This window comes from Dehalococcoidales bacterium (assembly GCA_028716225.1).
Taxonomy (GTDB): Bacteria; Chloroflexota; Dehalococcoidia; order Dehalococcoidales; family UBA5760; genus UBA5760.
Window position 1 is genome coordinate 130,619 of sequence record JAQUQE010000004.1, and the last position, 19,442, is coordinate 150,060.

Below are 19,442 nucleotides of genomic sequence, written 5' to 3' on the forward strand. Positions count from 1 at the left end.
AGGATGCCCTACTTGAGCCTGAACGACACCCGTTTGTACTACGAGGAGAAGGGGGAAGGACAACCGATTATCTTTATACACGGGGTATGGATGAGCGGCCGCTTCTTCAAGAAGCAGATACCCTACTTCGCCCGGCGCTACCGGGTAATCGTACCCGACCTGCGGTCACACGGACGCTCGGCACACGTCCATTTCGGTCATACCCTGCCCGGCTACGCCCGGGATATCCATGCCCTGATAGGTGAACTCGGCTTAAAGAACGTCGTGCTGATAGGCTGGTCGATGGGCGCCCTGGTTACCTGGGACTATTTCAAGCAGTTCGGCAGCGAGAATGTTACCGCTACCGTTATCATCGATCAGTCTGCCTGTGATTTAACAGCGCCCGATTGGACTATGGGGCTTTTTGACCTCGCGGAGCTCCGCCGGACGATGGCTGCCGTCCAGACAGACCGGGAAACGGTTGTACGCGATTTCATCCCTTCGATGTTCAAGGATAAGCCGGCCGAGGAAGAAGCCGGCTGGATATTCGATGAAATCACCCGGCTGCCCGAGTCTGTTGCCGGTGCTATCCTCTTCGATCAGACCTTACAGGACTACCGGCCGGTACTCTCGAGCGTAAACGTCCCGACGCTGCTTTGCTTCGGCAGGGACGAAAAGCTTTACCCGGTCGCCGCCGGGGAGTACCTTTGCCGGAACCTGCCCGATGCCCGGCTCGTAGTCTTCGAGGAGAGCGGCCACTGCCCGTTTCTTGAAGAACCGGAGCGTTTCAACCGGGAGGTGGACCGGTTCATCCGATCACTGCGCTGAACAACCGGAGGAAGGAGGAAACATGTCCGATAAATCCGTTATAGGTAAGCTGGTAGGAAGTATCGCGGCCTGCTATGGCGCCGGGGCAATCGGGTCGGCCTTCACGACGTCCCAGATTCCCACCTGGTACGCAACCCTGGCGAAGCCGTCTTTCACCCCTCCCGATGCCGTATTCATGCCGGTCTGGCTGACCCTTTACGCCCTGATGGGAATAGCAGTATTCCTGATATGGCGCAAAGGGCTGCAGACCGATGGAGTGAAGCCGGCATTCATACTATTCTGGGTGCAGTTGGTCCTTAATGCTCTATGGTCGGTAGTATTCTTCGGCTATGAATCCCCTACCGGCGGCTTCGCCATAATACTGGCACTAGGAGTCATACTTCTGATTACTACCATCAAGTTTTTCAAGATATCGAAGGCTGCGGGTGGCCTTCTCGTACCTTACCTGTCCTGGATAGGTATTGCCACTTCGTTAAACGGCGGGATCATGATGCTCAATCCCTAGAATTCCTATGCACTCATTTAAAGACTATCCCTTGACAAAATGAACATTTAAGATGTACGATAGCACATAAATAATGTTCATGGTATCAGAGAATGCTTGAATACATAATTACCTCTAAAGCCAAGAGGAACCTGTTAAAGTTATTTCTTACCAATCCGGACACTGAGTTCTACGTCAGGGACATCTCAAGACGTACAGGCGAGCCGTTGAACGCTGTGCGACGGGAACTAGGATATCTGGAGAAAGCCGGCCTTGTTCGTTCAAGGAATGCGGGTAATCTCAGATACTACGCAGTGGTTAAGGAGTTTCCTCTCTACCAGGAATTGAAGAAAATAATCTATGCTACTGTTGGGCTTGGGGATTTCTTAACAGATAAATTACGCCAGACCAATCGAATAGAATTAGCTTTCATTTACGGTTCGATAGCCCGGGACGAAGAGACGGCCAAAAGCGACGTCGATCTTTTTGTTGTTGGCGAAATAGAAGAGGAGGAACTTCATTCGCTCGTTTATGAAGCACAAAAAGAAGTTAGACGAGAGATTAACTACACCCTCATGAGTAAAGACGAGTTTATTAAAAGACTGAAAAAAGGGGACTCGTTCGTTAAACGTGTTATGGATGAAAGAAAATTAGTGTTGAAGGGGAATCCAGATGTCTATTGAGCATATGGTACAAGAAGGGTGTATCCATCCATTCAAGGCGACCAGAGCAGAGATAACAAAGGTCATGGACCTTGCCAGACGTGATCTTGCTGAAGCCGAGAAAATCAAAGGCATCAGCCTGGATTGGACCTACTCTATCGCATACAATGCCGTACTCCAGGCTTGTAGAGCTTTAATGTTTCATATGGGATATCGCCCTGCAAGTTTTGAAGCCCACAAGTCTACTTTCGAGTTTATGCAACTGGTTGTCGAAGAACAATTAAAACCCACGATAGATTATTTTGACCGAGCCCGTCAGAAACGGCACCGGGTTACCTACGAAGCTGTTGGGCTTGTATCTGAAAAAGAGACCGAGCAGATGTTAAAGAAGGCAAAGGAATTTCTTGAATATATTGAGAGTAAACTAAAGAGGAAATAACAGTTAATACCTCTCGTGCCAAGAAGCTCGGCAGGGATGTGTATCAAAAAAATTGGTAGCGGGGGTCGGATTCGAACCGACGACCTTCGGGTTATGAGCCCGACGAGCTTCCACTGCTCCACCCCGCGTTATACTTCAAGTATAGACTCCGGCGGGGCGGAGTGTCAAACCCTAGCCTCCTCTTAATCCCGTATGCTATGCCGTTTCCTTGTTCAGGTTAGCCAGGAACTCGGCATTGGTCTTCGTCTTGCGCAGGCGGTCGAGGACCCGCTCCGTAGTCTCGGTAAAGTTGATCGAATCGGTGGCAACCATAGACATCATACGCCGCAGCAGCCAGATCTGCTTCAAGTCGCTCTCATTGAGAAGCAGCTCCTCCCGCCTGGTACCGCTGCGCTGGATATCGATCGCCGGAAAGATCCGGCGCTCCGCCAGCCGGCGGTCGAGGTGGAGCTCCATATTACCGGTCCCCTTAAACTCCTCATAGATGAGGTCGTCCATACGGCTGCCGGTGTCAACGAGGCAGGTGGCGATAATGGTCAGACTACCGCCCTCATCCATATTGCGGGCGGCACCGAAGAATCGCTTAGCCGGGTGCAGGGCCGCCGGATCGATACCGCCGGACAGGGTGCGGCCGCTGGAAGGCATCACCAGGTTATACGACCGGGTGAGACGGGTGATGCCGTCAAGGAGGATGAATACATCCTTACCGCTTTCCACCAACCGTTTGGCTCTCTCCAGCGCCAGCTCGGCGACGCGGGTGTGGTTTTCTACCGGCTCGTCGAAGGTGGCACTGATCACGTCGCCCCTGACCGAGCGTTTGATATCGGTGACCTCTTCCGGCCGCTCCCCGATAAGGCAGACCATAAGGTGAATATCGTGGTAGTTGGTGGTGGCGGCGTTGGCAATGGACTTTAGCAGCAGCGTCTTACCCGCTTTGGGCGGTGACACAATCAAGCCCCGCTGTCCCCGGCCGATCGGGGCAATGAGGTTGATCAAGCGGCTGGACAGGTTATCGGACGTCGTTTCCAGATTGATTATTTTATCGGGAAAGGTAGGAGTAAGCGCTTTGAAATGGGGGCGATTTTTCAAAAGCTCAGGATTGATATCGTTAATTGCCTCTACCCGGAGCAGGCTTCGGTACTTCTCACTGCTCTTGGGTGTCCTGACCTGACCGGTGACCATATCGCCGGTGCGTAAACGGAAGCGGCGTATTTGCGACTGGGATACGTAGATATCATCCGAGCTGGGCAGCAGTGAGCTCTGTCTTAAGAAACCGTAGCCATCGTTCATAATCTCCAGGATACCGCCGCAGAAGATGTTACCCTGCTGTTCGGTATGCTCCTGCAGGATGCGCATGATGATGTCCTGCTTCTTCAAGTTGGTGCAGCTGGAAAGCCCCATCTCCTTAGCCAGCTCGACCAGCTCATCCTTGCTCTTGTCTTCTAAATCGGCAATGTTCATATTTTAACCTTCCCCCTTGGTTCTTATTTGGTACTCCCTCTCTTGATATTACCTTGGCGAGAGGTACAATTCCGGAGGGGAGACTTTGTTCTGGTTAATGCTCTCGGGTTATCCCGTTACCAGTTCTTTCTTATTAAGACTATTCTCACAGGGTGCCCGGGCAGACTGCTAAACATCCCCGCTTTGTAGTTGCACACCCAGGCCCTGTCATCCCGTCTTGCTTACTGTGATACACGCCGCCAGTCGGCAAGAAAGCGGGCAACCCCTATGTCGGTAAGCGGGTGGCGTATCATCTGCATCAGCACGCTGTAGGGCACAGTAGCAATATCAGCCCCCGCCTCGGCTGCTGCCAGACAGTGTTGGGGATGGCGTATGCTGGCCGCGATTACCCTGGTAGTGAAATTATATTTTCTAAACACACCGACGATGTCTTTGACCAGTTGCATACCGTCATGACCGGCGTCGTCGATCCTGCCGACGAACGGGCTGACATAGGCAGCGCCGGCCAGTGCTCCGAGCAGAGCCTGGTTCAATGAAAAGCACAGGGTCATGTTTACCGCTATATTTTCCTTGCTCAGGGCAGATATCGCCTGAAGGCCGTCGGCGGTAGCCGGTATCTTAATGGTCACGTTCGGCGCCCAGGAGGCCTTGACCCGGGCCTCTTTGACCATCGACTCGCTGTCCTCGGCCAGCACCTCAACGGAAACCGAGCCGGGTATTATCGAGCAGATGGTCCTGGTTACCGTTTCATAGTCCGAGGTCTTTTCATTGGACACCAGGGTGGGGTTGGTGGTAACACCACTAATAACGCCAAGCTTAGCAGCCTGCCGTATCTGGTCAATATTAGCGGTGTCCAAAAATATCTGCATATATTATCCTGCTTTAAACTATCTAAATACTAGGAGGAGAGGGGTAGCGATGGTTGCGCCCCCTCCCGCAGTGTTTCTCTGGCAGCCCCGATGAAACCGAGGAAGAGGGGATGGGGACGGCCGGGGCGGGACTTGAACTCGGGATGGAACTGGCAGCCTACCATCCAGGGATGGTCGGACAGCTCACAGATTTCTACCAGTCTGCCGTCGGGGGAGAGACCGGAGTAGACCATACCCGCCTCTTCGAGACGGTCGCGGAATTGATTATTGAATTCGTAGCGGTGCCGGTGACGCTCGTTAACCAGACTCTCTTTATAGACACCGGCGGCCAGGCTGCCATCGACCAGCTGGCAGGGATAGTCCCCCAGGCGCATGGTGCCCCCCTTATTCTCTATCGTTTTTTGCTCGGGGAGCAGATCAATAACCGGGTAAGCGGTAGAGGCGCAGAATTCAGTAGAGTTGGGTTCGTTTAACCCCAGTACATGGCAGGCAAACTCGATCACCATAACCTGCATCCCCAAACACAACCCCAGGTAGGGAATTCCATTCTGCCGGGCGTAGCCGGCTGCTTTTACCATGCCTTCTATTCCTCTAATGCCGAAACCACCGGGGACGATAATACCCTGGGCCGACTGGAGTACGGCATCGCTGCCGCCGCCTTCCAGATCCTCCGAGCGGACCCAGATCAGGTTGATACACCTGTCATGGTGGAGGGCAGCATGGCAGAGCGCTTCACGAACCGAGAAATAAGCATCCTGCAACTCCACATATTTGCCCACCAGAGCAATATTGACCGGCTCAAGAGGCTCCTTAATCCGGCCTACCAGCTCCCGCCATTGCTTTAAATCTGTCTTGCTGGTCTTCAGGCCAAGCTTATCAATAACCAGTCGCCCCATACCTTCCTCTTCAAGGACCATCGGAACTTCGTAGATGGTGTCTACTGTAGGCAGAGGAATGACCGCCTGCCGTTCCACATCGCAGAACAGGGATATTTTGTCCCTTATCGCTTCAGAGATAGGGTAATCGCTGCGGCATACGATAATGTCAGGCTGGATGCCGATGCGGCGCAGCTCGTTAACGCTGTGCTGGGTTGGTTTCGTCTTTAACTCCTTGGTGGAGGTAAGGTAGGGCAGAAAAGTAACGTGAATATAGAGCACATTATCCCGCCCGACATCATTCCTCATTTGCCTGATGGCTTCCAGAAAGGGCTGCCCTTCAATATCACCTACCGTACCGCCGACCTCAATAATAAGCACCTCGGCCTGGGATTTTGCGGCCAGTCTCCGGAACCGTTCCTTAATCTCGCCGGTAACGTGAGGGACTACCTGGATGGTGCCGCCCAGGAAATCACCACGCCTCTCCTTATCGATGACCGAGCTGTAGATCTGACCCGAGGTCACATTGGATTCGGCGGTAAGATTAACATCAATGAAGCGCTCGTAGTTACCCAGGTCAAGGTCAGTCTCGGCGCCGTCTTGGGTAACGAACACTTCACCATGCTGATAGGGAGACATAGTTCCCGGGTCGACGTTGAGATACGGGTCCAGCTTCTGCACCGACACACTGATCTGATGGCTCTTTAGAATGGTGCCGATGGAAGCGACGGTGATACCCTTGCCGACCGAACTAACTACTCCACCGGTAACAAAGATGTATTTTGGCATATGGGAGAACCAAACTATAAAAACTAAAGAAAGTCAAATATTTCTGCGGGAACTGGTCAGGATTTCAACCGGTAACTTCACGACGGGGGTTATTCAGTGGAAGCTTAGAAGCTCGATATAACAACCCCTTTGCTTATAACTATAAGCTGAGAGGTGCCGCTTGTCAAGTATATTCTGCCGCCGCCTTCCGGTAAACAGCTCCTCTTAATCCTTTCGGGCATGCCGGCCCCCGCTCAGTATGCGATTCAGCTCTTGCTTCAGCAGTTTGATATCAAAAGGCTTGGTGATATAAGGGATCTTATTCTCCTTAAGAAACTTGCTGGTGCCCGCCCCGGCAACATCTCCGGTGATAATGACGACCCTCCTGGTTAAAGAGGGGGCAATCTCCTTGATGCGCTGATATAACTCGATACCACCCATATCAGGCAGCTTGACATCCAGCAGGATAATACTGTACCTCCGGCCCTTGATCATCTCAAGAGCATCGCTGCTATTATCGACGGTTTCTACCTGGTGTCCTTCGGATGCCAGAAGCCGGCTGAGGAACTCGAGAATGGTCGGCTCATCGTCCACTATCAGTATTCTGGCCCCGGCTACCTTAACAGGTTCCCCGGTCGGCGTATCCGCCTCCTCTCTCTCTTCGACGACGACGGGCAGTTCTACGACAAAGGTAGCCCCTTTCACCGGCTCGCTTTCAGCATATATCCTGCCCTGGTGCTCGGCAATAATACCATGGCAGAGGCTCAAGCCAAGGCCGGTCCCCTCACCGACCGGCTTGGTGGTAAAGAAGGGGTCGAATATCTTATCCATGTTCTCCCTGGCTATGCCGGGCCCGTCATCCCGGAAGGATATCCGTATTATGTCAGCTATCCGCTCTGTTTTGACGGTGAAGTTGCCCTTACCATGGGCCTTCTTCATCTCGGCTTCACCGTTGACGATGATATTCATAAAGACCTGCTGGAGCTGACCGGCGTCAGCCATCGTCCGGGGCAGGTCGGGATCAAGTACGGCGTCGACCATGATATTGCTCGTCTCCAGTGCGTAGGACCTCAAAGCCAGAGTATCCGCTACGATCTGGTTGATATCGGTATACGTCCGCTCCGGCTTGCGCTGGCGGGCAAAGGTGAGCAATCCCTTGACAATACCGGCCACCCGCTTCGAACCGTCATGGATAACCTCCAGGTCTTTCCTGATGTCCCCGGGAATATCCTTGGTCATCATCAGCTCGGAAAACCCGATAACGCCGGTCAAGGGGTTGTTTATCTCGTGGGCAATGCCGGAAGCCATCTCGCCGATGGAAGCCAGACGGTCGGACAACTGTGCCTTCCGCTCCAGCTCCTTTTTCTCCAGTTCAGCCCGCCTACGCTCGGTAACATCCCGAAACACGCCGATGGTCGATACGGTGCCATCGTTATTGGACAAGGGAGCAGCGACAACGTCAAACTCCCTGTCCCCGACATTGATTGCGTAGCGTGATACAGATTCATCGGCATAATTATCCGGCCGGGTGACAGAATTCGATGGTTCCGCCCCTTTTCCAATAACAGCAGGGAACGATTCGATAATACCGGCACCCAGGTTCTTCACCGCAGCCATATTGGCAAACTCTACTATATTGTCCATGCTCTTGATGATGACACAGTCATCCATGCCGTTCAGCCATGTCTCCAGATTCTTCCTGGCAATCAAGGCATCCCGGTATAGCCTTGAGTTCTCCAGGCCTACTGAAACCTGGCGGGATACGGTGGAGAGTAGAAGATTATCATCAAGGAAATAGGGCTGCTGGCTCAGCTTTTCTCCCAGAACAAGCAGGCCGGTCAATTCACCCCTGCGACCCTTGATCGGGACGTATAGCTCGGGCTTCAATCTGGCCAGATTATGTTTTTCTGCTCGGGCAATACTCTGTAGCTCCGGTACAACATCGAAATCTCTCGCGCTGATAGTCTCGTCGTGCGACTGGAACCACCTGACAAGGATACTCCTCCCCCTTACTATTGTCCCGGATTGAGGATTGTCCAACCCCACGCTGGATGCTATGACCAGTCCGCCGCCGTCCTCTGCGGCCAGCAGCAGGCTGGTATTCCTGAGATGCAACGCGCCGTTAATCAGCTTTACGAATGTGCCGCTCAACTCCCTGAAGTTGGTAATGTCCTGACACTTCCTGCTGAACTGCTCCAGCTCCTTAAGGTAATCATACCTGCCCCGGTAGAATACCCTATCCGCCCACTGTTGCCCACGGACGTATAGTGGGTGAAGGGCAACCGCCATGGGGATTATGATCAGAACGTACTGCCACCAATGCTCAAAACGGGTGTGCAATACCTGGGTCAAGACGAAGACCACAGTAACATAAGGTACGGCCACCATAAAACTAACCAGCAGGTAATATACCCCCTTTCTGATGACAAGACGGATATCCAGCAGGTGGTATTTGACAATAGCTACCGTGCAGATTATGCAGAAGGTGAGCCCAGACCAGATTGCTACGGGGGGTAACGGAGAGAAACCATCGATTAGTGCACCCACGATCAGGATTATGGTCGCTATTATTAGATATAATGAACGATTTCTTTCCTCAGCGGATAGGAATGCTTTATGGTATTTTGCCAAGTTTATGATTCCCTGAACCGAAAGGAAAACAATAATGATAGCCAACACTAATGCCACAGGCCCTGATACCGGCGCGTAGCCATAATACTCCAAGGTCATTCGCTCTACGATCAGGTTGCTCGGTCCGAGAATGGCTGCCAGTACCAGCATTGCATAGGCAAAGTAAAGGATACCTCTGTTACCCTTGTTGTTGGTGTAGCTAAGGGTGAAGTGATAGAAGAAGGCGAAGATAGCGTAGGTGGTACCGAAGCTTGCTCTGTCCCAAGGAAGTGCCTGATATACATTAGCGCTGGAACGCATACCAAAGATCAGAAAGCCGCCCATGGATACACTGGCCAGGAGCAAGCAAAAAATCGTTCTTGCAAAGCTCTTCTTAGCCTTGTTAAGTATCACCCCCAGCAGAACAAGCGCGGTGATAAAGACAATCAGTGGAGGTAGTAGATAAGAAGGGTTTACTAGCGGATTCATCATTTGTCGGCCTTGCTTAATTGAAGTAGCTGTTCCACATCCGGCTTGGGCGGGTTAATGTGTCGCGGCTTCAGATGAGCCAAATCGAGCCCCTCCTTCCTTTTTTCAATCGTATATCTTTCGAAAGTACCGGGAGAGAGCATGGTTACTCTTATCGGCTGCAGGCCCAGGTATGACTCAATATCCCGGTAGTCCGGGTCGCCTGCTTTCAACCGCTCATGGATTATACCGGCAACCTCATTTGCCTCCCTTGCTTCTTTAAGTTCGATATAGATACGAACGAAGGTCTTGCTGCCATCATACTCCTTACAGGCTGACCAGTCGGTATATTTGATTCCGGTGCTGGAGATAGCCTGCCAGATTGTCTTTTCATCCAATTCAGATAGGCTAGCGAGGTTAATGGTCTCACCAACTCTGCGTTGAAAGGCCATCTGAGGGAGGTTGACTCCGGTTTCATCATCCTTAAGGGCAGTGATTTTGATCAGGTCGTTCGTCCTGTATCTGAGAAGGGGCATACCATATAGCTGGGTAATAACCACCTCATATAATTTTCCCTCGACGACCTCATTTAGCAGCACTGTATCGGGCTGGCAGTTATTCTCTTTCTCACAACCTGCTTGCTCGGATTGCGGAATAAATTCCAGAAATACGCTATCCGGTATAAACGTCATCGTCTTCCTGTTCCATGCCTGCATGGCAATGAAACCGGCATCGCTGGATGAGTAGAATTGATACGGTTGATGCCCCCAGTAGTAGGCTATCTCGTCTTTATAGATTTCGCTGTCCATTCCGCTGGAGATAATACCTTCCACCGGCCACAGGTCTTTTGGTAAAATGGGTCTTTGTCCCTTTTTGGCACGCAGGCTGGCTCTCAATAGACGGAAGATTATTCTCGGATTCAACATATAAGGGGACAGTTTAACTCCTCTGGCCTCTTTGGTGAATAACTCCCCCATTTTTACCAGAATACTGCTTGTAGCAGCAGCAACATCTGCACCTTCTCGGAGTGCTATTTGCATTGCCCTCTGTACCCTCTCCTCAAAATCCAGTTTTTCCCCTTCTTCTATAGAGGGAATAATCTGACAGGAAATACGTTCTGCTAAAGAGTAGAGTAGCCAGCCCGAGGCGTATGGTCGTGGCGGTATTATGGAAAGAACGCGGAAACCCGGCTGGATATTTACTTGACCCTTGTCATCAGTTACGGAAAGAATAAAGCATCCTATCAAATTTTTGACAACCTTCTCCATGAATTCCGTACTATGAGGTATCCACTTGAAGTAACCTCCTCGACCTGAAGAGTGACACCACAAACATGGTTTTTCAGCGAGGGCATCCTCCTGCTTTTCACCCAGGTAAGATCTATAGTCTTCATAGCTGGTCAACGGTACGGTGCGGCGGAATTCCTGCACGCTGCCAGGTTTCCGGTCGCCCATAATCTTCCTACCCAGAGTGCTATCGGCTATTCGCTCGATCTCATCCATAATAAGCTCTCTCTGGATATTCATGAACTCATCCACCGATAGATCGAGGAAACCGCAGTACCTCTGCCACAACTTATCTTCGGTCATGTTCTTGAAATAATAGTCCTCAGGAAGCATTCAATTTTCTCCTTCATTCGCTCTCTTTCCGAAAGCTATCAGATCCTGATAGCTGGAGTATTCCTCTATCTGAAAATCTCCTCCTGCCAGCCTGCCTATCATTGCCCGCAGTTCGTGACCCGAATAGAAGCTCCTTCCGGGGCGGGCAAGAAGGGGCAGGTAGACCAGTCCGGTGAACATCTGGGCAACCAGACCCCAGAAGGCTCTGAAGGGATGCTTGCCCGAATCGAGGTTATCGCGGATAATGTCTCGCAACATGCTGCGCCCCAATTTTTCCTCCCTGTCCGACGGATAGGTTATCACGAATTTCCCGCCGTTCTTCAGTACCCGTATGATTTCCCGGGTCGCCTTTTCCTGGTCCCGATTATCGCCTACGAAGTCCATAACGTGAATACATAGTACCTTGTCGAAACTTTCCGGAGCAAAATCCAGATTCCGTGCATCCATCAATCGCACATCAATATTCTTGCTCAGCTTCTCCGCTTTCCGGACTGCCCTTTTCAGCGCGGTTTTCGAGTAGTCTATACCGGTCAGTTCGACACTCATATTTGCTCCCAGGATACGGGGGATCTCGTTTCCGGTGCCAAGACCGACACAGAGTACCCGGTCGCCTTCTGCCAACTCGAGCTCAGCTACACACCTGGTCTGCAGCTTCCGGAAACGGCTCAGCCGTGCCGTGGTGAAATCGTAAACCACATTGTAGGCACAATCAAAATAGGCTTGAACCAGTCTCTCGGCAAATCTCACTTTAGTTCCGCCATGGTATCAAATTCCCTTAATGGCACTGGCTAACACTTTAATAAACCGGTCCGCCACCATGCTCTCTCGTAACCGGTTGTACCCCCTGTCAACCGTCCGGGCCGGATGCGTCTATAATTTATACCATATTCTCTGGCAAATAGGCAGGCATTTTTCTAAATATTTTCTAAACGCTACGGCTAGGAAGCAAAGGGATGCATCCATTCCCCTGCCCACACACCGGTATTAGATTAAAGCTGATCCGGTTAATATCTATCATTGCCCTATTTGCTCCGGCCCCGGCCTGTGCTATGATTACCGATATGGAGATTGATATCCTGGTTGATGAGGGACTTGCCGGATGCCCGGATGCACTCTGGCTCAAGGAGGTAGCCGGTCGGGTCCTTACTGCCCAGGGTATCGACTCTCAAGCCGAGCTCGGGCTGTTTATTACCAGCCAGGAAAGGATACGGGAGCTAAACCGGAGCTATCTGGGCAAGGACAGGCCTACCGATGTGATAGCCTTCCATATGCTGTCCGGCGGAGAGGAGAGTAACTTCGTTCTGCCGCCTGACGGAGTGTTACACCTCGGTGAGGTCGTCATTTCCTACCCCCAGGCGGTAATACAGGCCGAGCAGCAGGGCCATTCCATAATGAAAGAGGTGGCTATTCTTATTATTCACGGTATACTCCATCTCCTGGGCTATCAGGATGAAGAGCCGGAGCTTAAGCTCCGGATGGCAGGCAGAGAGGCGGAGATACTAGGTCTGATCGAGGACATACTGAAACAAGCGGAGGCACCGTAAAGGTGAAGGTCCTTGGTATCAGCGGCAGCCCGCGGCGGGGTGGTAACACCGACCTTCTTCTTGGAGAGGTTATGAAGGGTGCTGCCAGCCGGGGTGCCGAGGTCAAAACCATTATCCTTAATGAACTCGATATTAACCCCTGCCAGCACTGTGATGCCTGCTACAGGGCAGGTAGATGCACCATAAACGACGACATGCAGACGGTCTATCGCGAGCTCGAAGAGGCAGACCGGGTAGTCCTGGCCTCACCCGTCCACTTCCTGGGCCCGACAGTCCAGATGAAGGCGATGATCGACCGCTGTCAGGCACTCTGGGCAAGGAAGTACATACTTAAGATACCACCGCTAGGCGACCGGCGAGAGAGAAAGGGACTGTTCGTTTCCGCCGGCGCCCTGAAAATGGCTAACCTCTTCGAGCCGTCTCTGGCGATAGTAAAGGCCTTGTTTACCGTCCTGGACATCACCTATGCCGGCGAGTTGGTGTTTCGCGGTATAGATGAGAAGGGCATTATCACCAAGCACCCTGATGCCCTGCGCCGGGCTTTCCTCGCCGGGCAAGAACTGGCCGACAATTGACCGGCTTCAGCGACCTGCCCGACGCCGTCTGAGCACCAGCGGTACAACTATACCAACGGCTACAGCAGCGATAATCCCGCCGACCAGTGTCGGGCTGGTCTTCCCCTGTGACAGCGAAGGCTCGGCAGGGGGAGCCTCCGGCGGCTCCGCCGGTGGTGCTGCCGGGGCAGTGCCCCGAACCTCAAAAGTACCCGTTAGCCCGTTGACATCTACAATATAGGTCCCGGGAGTATCCTGACTGGTAGTGAAGGTTACCGGCAGGCTGTTGCCGGCAGCCAGAGGTATGTATCCGGTGGCTTCCGCAGCGCCGTTTATCTTCAACACCAAGATGTAGGTATCTTCAATTTCACCGTTATTGGTTACCAGGACGCTGATGGTTATCTCCTCGCCGGTATCTGCTTCCCGGGGCGTTATCACCAGGTCGGTTACGGCTAAGACCTCCGGACCGGGGGATGGCGCCGGGGCCGGAGAAGCGGGAACCAGGACAGCAAAAGCACTGAAGTGACTCAGGGATGCAGAAATAGTATTGGTAACGGAGTCAACGGTACTGTCTTCGAGTATTACCCACTCGCCTCCTGGCTCATAACGTTCAGCAATCACCAGGTCATCTTCGCCAACACCTCCGGGCAGTAAAGAGTCATCATAGCCCAGGATAATGTTTATCGCCGGATGGAAGGTAGCACCATCAGGGCCCAGGTCATAAACAAGACCGATGATACTGTAGTCTTCCGGAGGAGCAGGCTGCTCTTCCGGAGCAATCATGGTAAGTTCGCGGAGCGGTTCACCATACTTATCAAGGCACAGTGTGTCTTGCTCGATGCTAAGCCGGCACCGGCCATCTTCGGATTGAAAGACAAAATCACCGATGCAAATACCATCCGAATCGGTGTAATCGGACAAGTCAATAGAGGGATCGACTATTATCTCTTCTTCCTCCGGCACATAGCTCACCGAGTCCATTTCCTGCGACGAGGGTAGATACTTGCTCACCGGGATGGAAAAAGTCATCGAGGATGTTGTGACAACAGCCCTGGACTCGATAAGCTCGCCGATTATATCATAGGTACCGGGCTGGCACCCCGCAGGGAACTGGAGGGGAACCACCATGCTCTCCCGGGCGATTCCGCCCACCTGGTTGGGAAACGGTTCGATATTTAACTTAACGCTTGACTCGAGTGTTACCCGGTCACCGCTACTCCGGTGTTCCGCGACAATACGGGACTTAATGTACCCGCTGCTTACCGACAGGGGTAGGTCCCGCTTACAGGTCGCCGTACCGATAAGCGTGGCGTAGAAGGTATCGCTACCTTCAATTACATAATCGCTGAATAGGGTATCATAGTCGATGGTGAAATAATCATAAACACTCAAGGCAAGAGCCGGCCTGGCGCCGGCGAAAACCGGAAACAGGGCCAGAATAACTATCACCAGCAAGCGCCAGATGGCTGTCCTTCCGTACTGCAGTGGTCTCATCTTCCCGATTATCTCTATTCCTATACTGTCGGCCCCGGGGATAAATCCGGGATGGATGTAGCAGCTAATCTACCCGTCAGTCCCTTCTTGACCGCCATCTGAGTGTCAGCGGAATAGCTACCGCCGCTGCCACGGCACCTATGATCACAAAAATGGGCCACTGTCTGGTCTTACCCTCTGGCTCCGGTTCTACCGGCTCCGAAGGTGGCGGAGCCGGGGTTTCTTCCTCTACCACGGTGAACGAGCCGGTAATACCGTTGACATCCACCAGGTATGAGCCGGCCTCGTCCCTGGCCGCGGTAAAGGTAACCGTTTCACTGGAACCTGCGGAAAGGGTTATTTCTTGAGCTGTTTCAAACTGTCCGTTTATCTCGAGGGTCACGGTATAGCTGCCCGCCGTCTCACCGATATTGTTCACCCGGATACTGATGTTTACCGTTTCACCGGCACCTACCTCCGGCGGCGAGACAATCAGCGAGCCGATGGTAAAAACCGCCGGTAGGGGTAGTGGTGGAGGCGGAGCAGCGAAAGCAATAATGGCAAAGGTGGCCAAGTGGCCGATATAGGCAGTAATGATATTTGCCCGCGGGTCAATCACCGCCGGTATTACCACCCATTCAGCGGCATCTTCATCGTAGTAGGCAATACGCAGGTCCTCTTCATCCACCCCATCGGGGATATCCGAGGGATCATAGCCCCAGTTTACCGTAATCAGCGGGTTAAAGGTCGTCCCGTCGGGCGTAAAGTTGTAGGGCAGTCCCACAATCTCAGCGTCCGCGGGTAGGAATGGCGGCGTCTTATCAACGGTGAATTTTAGGGTGGACGGAGGCTCTTCGTCTCCATCCAGAATAACGGTCCCCTTCTGGATAACGATATTAAGCAAACCGTCCTCTGAGGTAACATCTACCGGCTCTTTCAGTCTGCCTTCCACACCGATAAAGTAGTAGCTTTCCTCACCTTCCATGTTAACGGTCAGTATCAGGTCGCCGCCACCGCCGCCACCACCACCACCACCACCTCCACCACCGCCACCGGGAGTATAGTAGGCATACCCGATGGGAAGAACTTCACCAATCAGGAGATCGAGGAGATCATCAACGGTAAGATCGGGGATACCATTGGTATACCACATCTTGTAGTTGCTGCCTTCCTTGATGACGCAGGGAGCCCCTACGCTGCTCCACAGACTGCTGGTGACGCCCACCAGTGATTCGGTATCCTCTACCGTCCAGTTCTCGCCATCACTGGAGGTAGCATAACCGATGACAGCAGCAGTATTGCTCAAGAGCTCCTTCAGCCTGCTTTTATCCAGTGTCGCCAGCTCATTAAGGAACTCGGTAAGGTCGGCGGGGTCGATACTCCTGATGAAATCAGCCAGGTGAAGCTCCCCTATCTCATGCTTGATATCCTCAAGGTCGGCATCGGTGAAGTCGGTCTGGATGCGGGTAAACCACATTTCATAGCTGCTGCCGGACTTGACCACGCTGGGGGTACCGACGCTGTCGCGGGCAGCGGTATCGCCGGGGAGGACCTCAGCATCTATTACCGTCCAGCTTACGCCGTCGGGTGAGGTGGCATAGCCGATGACAAAGGCGCTGACATCCAGGATATCCGTCAGGTCGTCCATATCGAAGCTGCCGATACCATTCAGGTAGTTTTCCAGGTCAGCTTCGGTGAGGTCGGTCTTACCATGGCTGTACCACATCTCGAAGAAAGGCGCGGCATCATTCTGAATAACGCAGGCTGCCCCGACGCTGCTGAGCGCGGTCCCGCCATCCGACAGTACCTCAGGATTGACTACCGGCCAAGTTACGCCGTCGGTTGAGGTGGCATAGCCGATGACAGTACCAACGCTATCCAGTAGGTTAAGGATAGCGGCCTTTCTCGCCGCTACATCCCCGTCAAGATCACCCAGTATTGCCTTAAAGGCGGTACTGTCGATGTCGGACTTGGTACGAGTGTACCACATCCGGTAGGTATCACCATCCTTAATCACGCAGGGAGCGCCGACGCCATTCCATAACTGGTCTTCTCCGGCGAGGGCCTCATCTTCTACGATTGTCCAGGATACCCCGTTAGAGGAGGTAGCATAGCCGATGACGATACGAGTAGCATTCAGGAAATCGAGCAGATCATCGACATCATCGGAACTCAGTAATGCCAGGTGATCGAGCAGGGAGTCAAGGTCCTGGTTGGCTATATCATCGAGAATATCCTCAAAGTAGCTTTTCTGGACCTCATCGACCATTTCGGTAACGCTTAGGTCGGTTACGGCATGGGTATACCACATCCGGTAGGTGGTACCATCTTTAATAACCCAGGAGTTAATGACATACTCTTCGTATTCCAGGGTGACGTTTCCGGAGTACTTCGTCCAGGGCGGACCGGCTGCCCGGACCGGCGATGCCTGGACCAGCGGCAACATAGCCAGAGACAGACTGGCTATCACCGTAACAGCTAATACCTTGCTAAACCTGCTCACTGGCATGCTCTCCGGGAGCTACTGACACTTCCCCTTTTAATTAAGGATATAAGGCTAACTGTAGTTATAGCACATTTTATATCCGAAAAGTAGGCATTTTTCTAAACATTTTCTAAACGTTTATGGAAAGCCCCTGAAATCTCTTGAAAGACTCTGTTATCTTGCCTATTATTAGTATGTAAGGGGGCGCAATCACTTGGAGATAATACCGGCAATAGACATCAGAAGGGGTAAATGCGTCCGGCTGTATCAGGGTAATTTTGAGCAGGAGACCGTGTTCCACAATGACCCGGTAGAAATAGCCGTGAAGTGGCAATCAATGGGAGCGCCGAGAGTACATATTATCGATCTCGACGGCGCCGTTGCCGGTAAACCCTGTAACCTGGACATTATTACCGAGATAGCCGATACCCTGATGATACCCATTCAGGTAGGTGGCGGCGTACGTTGCCTGGAAACAATAGAACAACTGCTTGAAGCCGGGGTAGACCGTGTTATACTGGGCACATCTGCCGTAGAAGACCCGGTACTAATCAGAGAAGCTTGCCGCAGTTCCAGCGAATCTATTATTGTTTGTGTCGACACCAAGAGAGAATATGTCGCAATAAATGCCTGGCAGCAGGACACCGAGCTAAGGGCGATAGAGCTTGCCAAATCAATGGTCGAACTGGGGGTGAAGCGCTTCATCCATACCGATATCACCTGCGATGGCACCCTCACCGAACCAAACTTCAGCAGCATTACACGGATGGTCGATGCTATTAAGCTGCCTATCATTGCCGCCGGCGGTACCTCATCGCTAGACCAGCTCAAACTGCTCGGTCGACTCGGCGTGGAGGGCACTATCGTCGGCAAGGCACTATACACCGGTGACATCGATCTGAAACAGGCGCTGGATACAATCAGCCTGCCGGTCAAAATCTGCTAGGCAGGCCCGGTTCCTAATGGTTTGTCATAGACTGGCCCAAGATGCTTTCTGACGGAGGAACTCGAATTGTACGACGTGGCAGTTATCGGCGGGGGACCGACCGGGAGCCATACCGCGTATAAACTGGCCAAGAGAGGCTACCGGGTGCTGGTGCTGGAGCAGAAGACCAGGCCTGGAGAAGGGGTCTGCTGTACCGGTGTTATTGGTAGCGAATGTATCCGCTCCTTTGCCGTCGATGGCAGTGTCATTCTAGGCCGGGTGAACAGCGCCCGGGTATTCTCTCCTTCCGGTAAATCACTCAGCCTGTGGCTTCCAGAGACTCAGGCTTTTATCATAGACAGAGCCGCCTTCGATGCTGCCTTAGCCAACCGGGCTCATCAGGAGGGTGCCGAATATCTCCTCAATAGCAGGGCCGTTAATATTGAGATTAAAGATGACGCGGTTAATATCGAGGTGATCAGGCATGGGGAAGCGTTCACCCTTGAAACACAGGCAGTAGTTATCGCTTCAGGGTTTGCTTCTCGATTAGCCGAAGGGATGGGGATGGGGAGAATCAAACATTTCGTACTGGGTGCTCAAGCCGAGGTGACAACGGCCGGGATAGCCGGGGTAGAAGTCTACTTCGGTAGCGAAGTAGCTCCCGGATTTTTTGCCTGGCTGGTACCCATCTCGCCGGTTAAAGCCCGGCTGGGGCTGCTCTCAAACCGCAGCCCGGGATTTTATCTGAAGAGACTCGTGTCAACCCTGCTGGTTCAGGGGAAGATAGCCTCGGATGACGTCGAGCCAAACTATGGCGGGGTTTCGCTGAAGCCACTAGCCAGGACTTACGGCGAGCGGCTGCTGGTGGTAGGAACAGCAGCGGGGCAGGTAAAACCGACCACCGGGGGCGGTATCTACTATGGCCTGTTGTGTGCTGATATTGCGGCGGACAACCTGCACCGGGCGATATCGAGCAACGACCTGTCAGCCGGCAGGCTGGCTAGCTATCAGCAGGAGTGGAAAAAGAAACTGGGACGGGAAATAAGTACGGGTTACCGGGTGCGTAAATTGTATCAACACCTGAGCGACGGGCAGGTTGACAGAATGTTTAATACGATGGCAGACAACGGCATGGTCGACCTACTGCTGAAAGCCGACGACGTTTCTTTTGACTGGCACAGCAGCGGCTTATTAAGGATGCTGGGGCAGGTAGCAATATCCAAGGCTGTTGAACTAGCCAGGGCACCTTTTCGTCAGGGTGTTTGAGTTATGGATACCCGAAACGTTTCGGGTGCCCCGCTTCGGTAACGGGATACCTCCCTTATCATTTTCCATTACTATGACAGGGTAACCAGGTAATGCATCGCCAATCACAGGAAGAGTACAGCAGGTTGACTGG

16 protein-coding genes and 1 tRNA gene are annotated in these 19,442 nt (G+C 52.6%); 8 read left to right on the forward strand and 9 right to left on the reverse strand.

Going from position 1 to position 19,442, the window contains the following annotated elements; genetic code table 11:
• The first annotated feature begins 3 nt into the window (after positions 1-3).
• From PHI12_04270 to PHI12_04285, 4 genes are all read left to right on the forward strand, one after another.
• Positions 4-807 carry an alpha/beta hydrolase gene (locus PHI12_04270; GenBank protein MDD5510007.1) on the forward strand — a complete coding sequence of 268 codons (804 nt, stop codon included), beginning with the start codon at positions 4-6 and terminating at the stop codon, positions 805-807.
• Between the two features lie 22 nt (positions 808-829).
• Positions 830-1,312 carry a tryptophan-rich sensory protein gene (locus PHI12_04275; GenBank protein MDD5510008.1) on the forward strand — a complete coding sequence of 161 codons (483 nt, stop codon included), beginning with the start codon at positions 830-832 and terminating at the stop codon, positions 1,310-1,312.
• A 92-nt stretch (positions 1,313-1,404) separates the two neighbouring features.
• Entirely contained in the window at positions 1,405-1,974 is a 570-nt protein-coding gene (locus PHI12_04280; protein MDD5510009.1) for a nucleotidyltransferase domain-containing protein, read from the forward strand.
• Positions 1,964-2,392, forward strand: coding sequence for a HEPN domain-containing protein (locus PHI12_04285; protein ID MDD5510010.1), 429 nt, complete (start codon positions 1,964-1,966; stop codon positions 2,390-2,392). Before PHI12_04280 ends, PHI12_04285 begins: the two co-directional genes overlap by 11 nt.
• A gap of 53 nt (positions 2,393-2,445) precedes the next feature.
• Here the strand turns inward: PHI12_04285 and PHI12_04290 are convergent.
• From PHI12_04290 to PHI12_04320, 7 genes are all read right to left on the reverse strand, one after another.
• A tRNA-Met gene (locus tag PHI12_04290) sits at positions 2,446-2,520 on the reverse strand.
• Positions 2,521-2,587: 67 nt separating this feature from the next.
• Positions 2,588-3,853 carry a transcription termination factor Rho gene (rho, locus tag PHI12_04295; protein ID MDD5510011.1) on the reverse strand — a complete coding sequence of 422 codons (1,266 nt, stop codon included), beginning with the start codon at positions 3,851-3,853 and terminating at the stop codon, positions 2,588-2,590.
• A gap of 221 nt (positions 3,854-4,074) precedes the next feature.
• On the reverse strand, positions 4,075-4,722 hold the full coding sequence (fsa, locus tag PHI12_04300) for a fructose-6-phosphate aldolase (protein ID MDD5510012.1): 648 nt from the start codon (positions 4,720-4,722) through the stop codon (positions 4,075-4,077).
• 29 nt (positions 4,723-4,751) lie between these two features.
• Positions 4,752-6,386 (reverse strand): CTP synthase, encoded by a 1,635-nt coding sequence (locus tag PHI12_04305; protein MDD5510013.1) that lies wholly within the window; start codon positions 6,384-6,386, stop codon positions 4,752-4,754.
• A 204-nt stretch (positions 6,387-6,590) separates the two neighbouring features.
• Entirely contained in the window at positions 6,591-9,467 is a 2,877-nt protein-coding gene (locus tag PHI12_04310) for a response regulator (protein ID MDD5510014.1), read from the reverse strand.
• Entirely contained in the window at positions 9,464-11,062 is a 1,599-nt protein-coding gene (locus tag PHI12_04315) for a GH3 auxin-responsive promoter family protein (GenBank protein ID MDD5510015.1), read from the reverse strand. Before PHI12_04315 ends, PHI12_04310 begins: the two co-directional genes overlap by 4 nt.
• On the reverse strand, positions 11,063-11,809 hold the full coding sequence (locus PHI12_04320; GenBank protein MDD5510016.1) for a class I SAM-dependent methyltransferase: 747 nt from the start codon (positions 11,807-11,809) through the stop codon (positions 11,063-11,065).
• 206 nt (positions 11,810-12,015) lie between these two features.
• Here PHI12_04320 and ybeY point away from each other — a divergent pair, with 206 nt between their 5' ends.
• Positions 12,016-12,606: an rRNA maturation RNase YbeY gene (gene ybeY, locus PHI12_04325; protein MDD5510017.1), complete on the forward strand. Its 591-nt coding sequence runs from the start codon at positions 12,016-12,018 to the stop codon at positions 12,604-12,606.
• A gap of 2 nt (positions 12,607-12,608) precedes the next feature.
• Entirely contained in the window at positions 12,609-13,181 is a 573-nt protein-coding gene (locus PHI12_04330) for a flavodoxin family protein (protein ID MDD5510018.1), read from the forward strand.
• Between the two features lie 6 nt (positions 13,182-13,187).
• Here the strand turns inward: PHI12_04330 and PHI12_04335 are convergent, their stop codons facing one another.
• Together PHI12_04335 and PHI12_04340 are read right to left on the reverse strand one after the other, a co-directional pair.
• Positions 13,188-14,654 (reverse strand): hypothetical protein, encoded by a 1,467-nt coding sequence (locus tag PHI12_04335; protein ID MDD5510019.1) that lies wholly within the window; start codon positions 14,652-14,654, stop codon positions 13,188-13,190.
• Between the two features lie 76 nt (positions 14,655-14,730).
• A complete protein-coding gene (locus PHI12_04340) occupies positions 14,731-17,136 on the reverse strand; it encodes a CARDB domain-containing protein (GenBank protein MDD5510020.1) in 2,406 nt (801 codons plus the stop codon).
• Positions 17,137-17,332: 196 nt separating this feature from the next.
• Here PHI12_04340 and hisA point away from each other — a divergent pair, with 196 nt between their 5' ends.
• Positions 17,333-18,064 carry a 1-(5-phosphoribosyl)-5-[(5-phosphoribosylamino)methylideneamino]imidazole-4-carboxamide isomerase gene (hisA, locus tag PHI12_04345; protein ID MDD5510021.1) on the forward strand — a complete coding sequence of 244 codons (732 nt, stop codon included), beginning with the start codon at positions 17,333-17,335 and terminating at the stop codon, positions 18,062-18,064.
• 75 nt (positions 18,065-18,139) lie between these two features.
• Positions 18,140-19,309: an NAD(P)/FAD-dependent oxidoreductase gene (locus PHI12_04350; protein ID MDD5510022.1), complete on the forward strand. Its 1,170-nt coding sequence runs from the start codon at positions 18,140-18,142 to the stop codon at positions 19,307-19,309.
• The last annotated feature ends 133 nt before the right edge of the window (positions 19,310-19,442 follow it).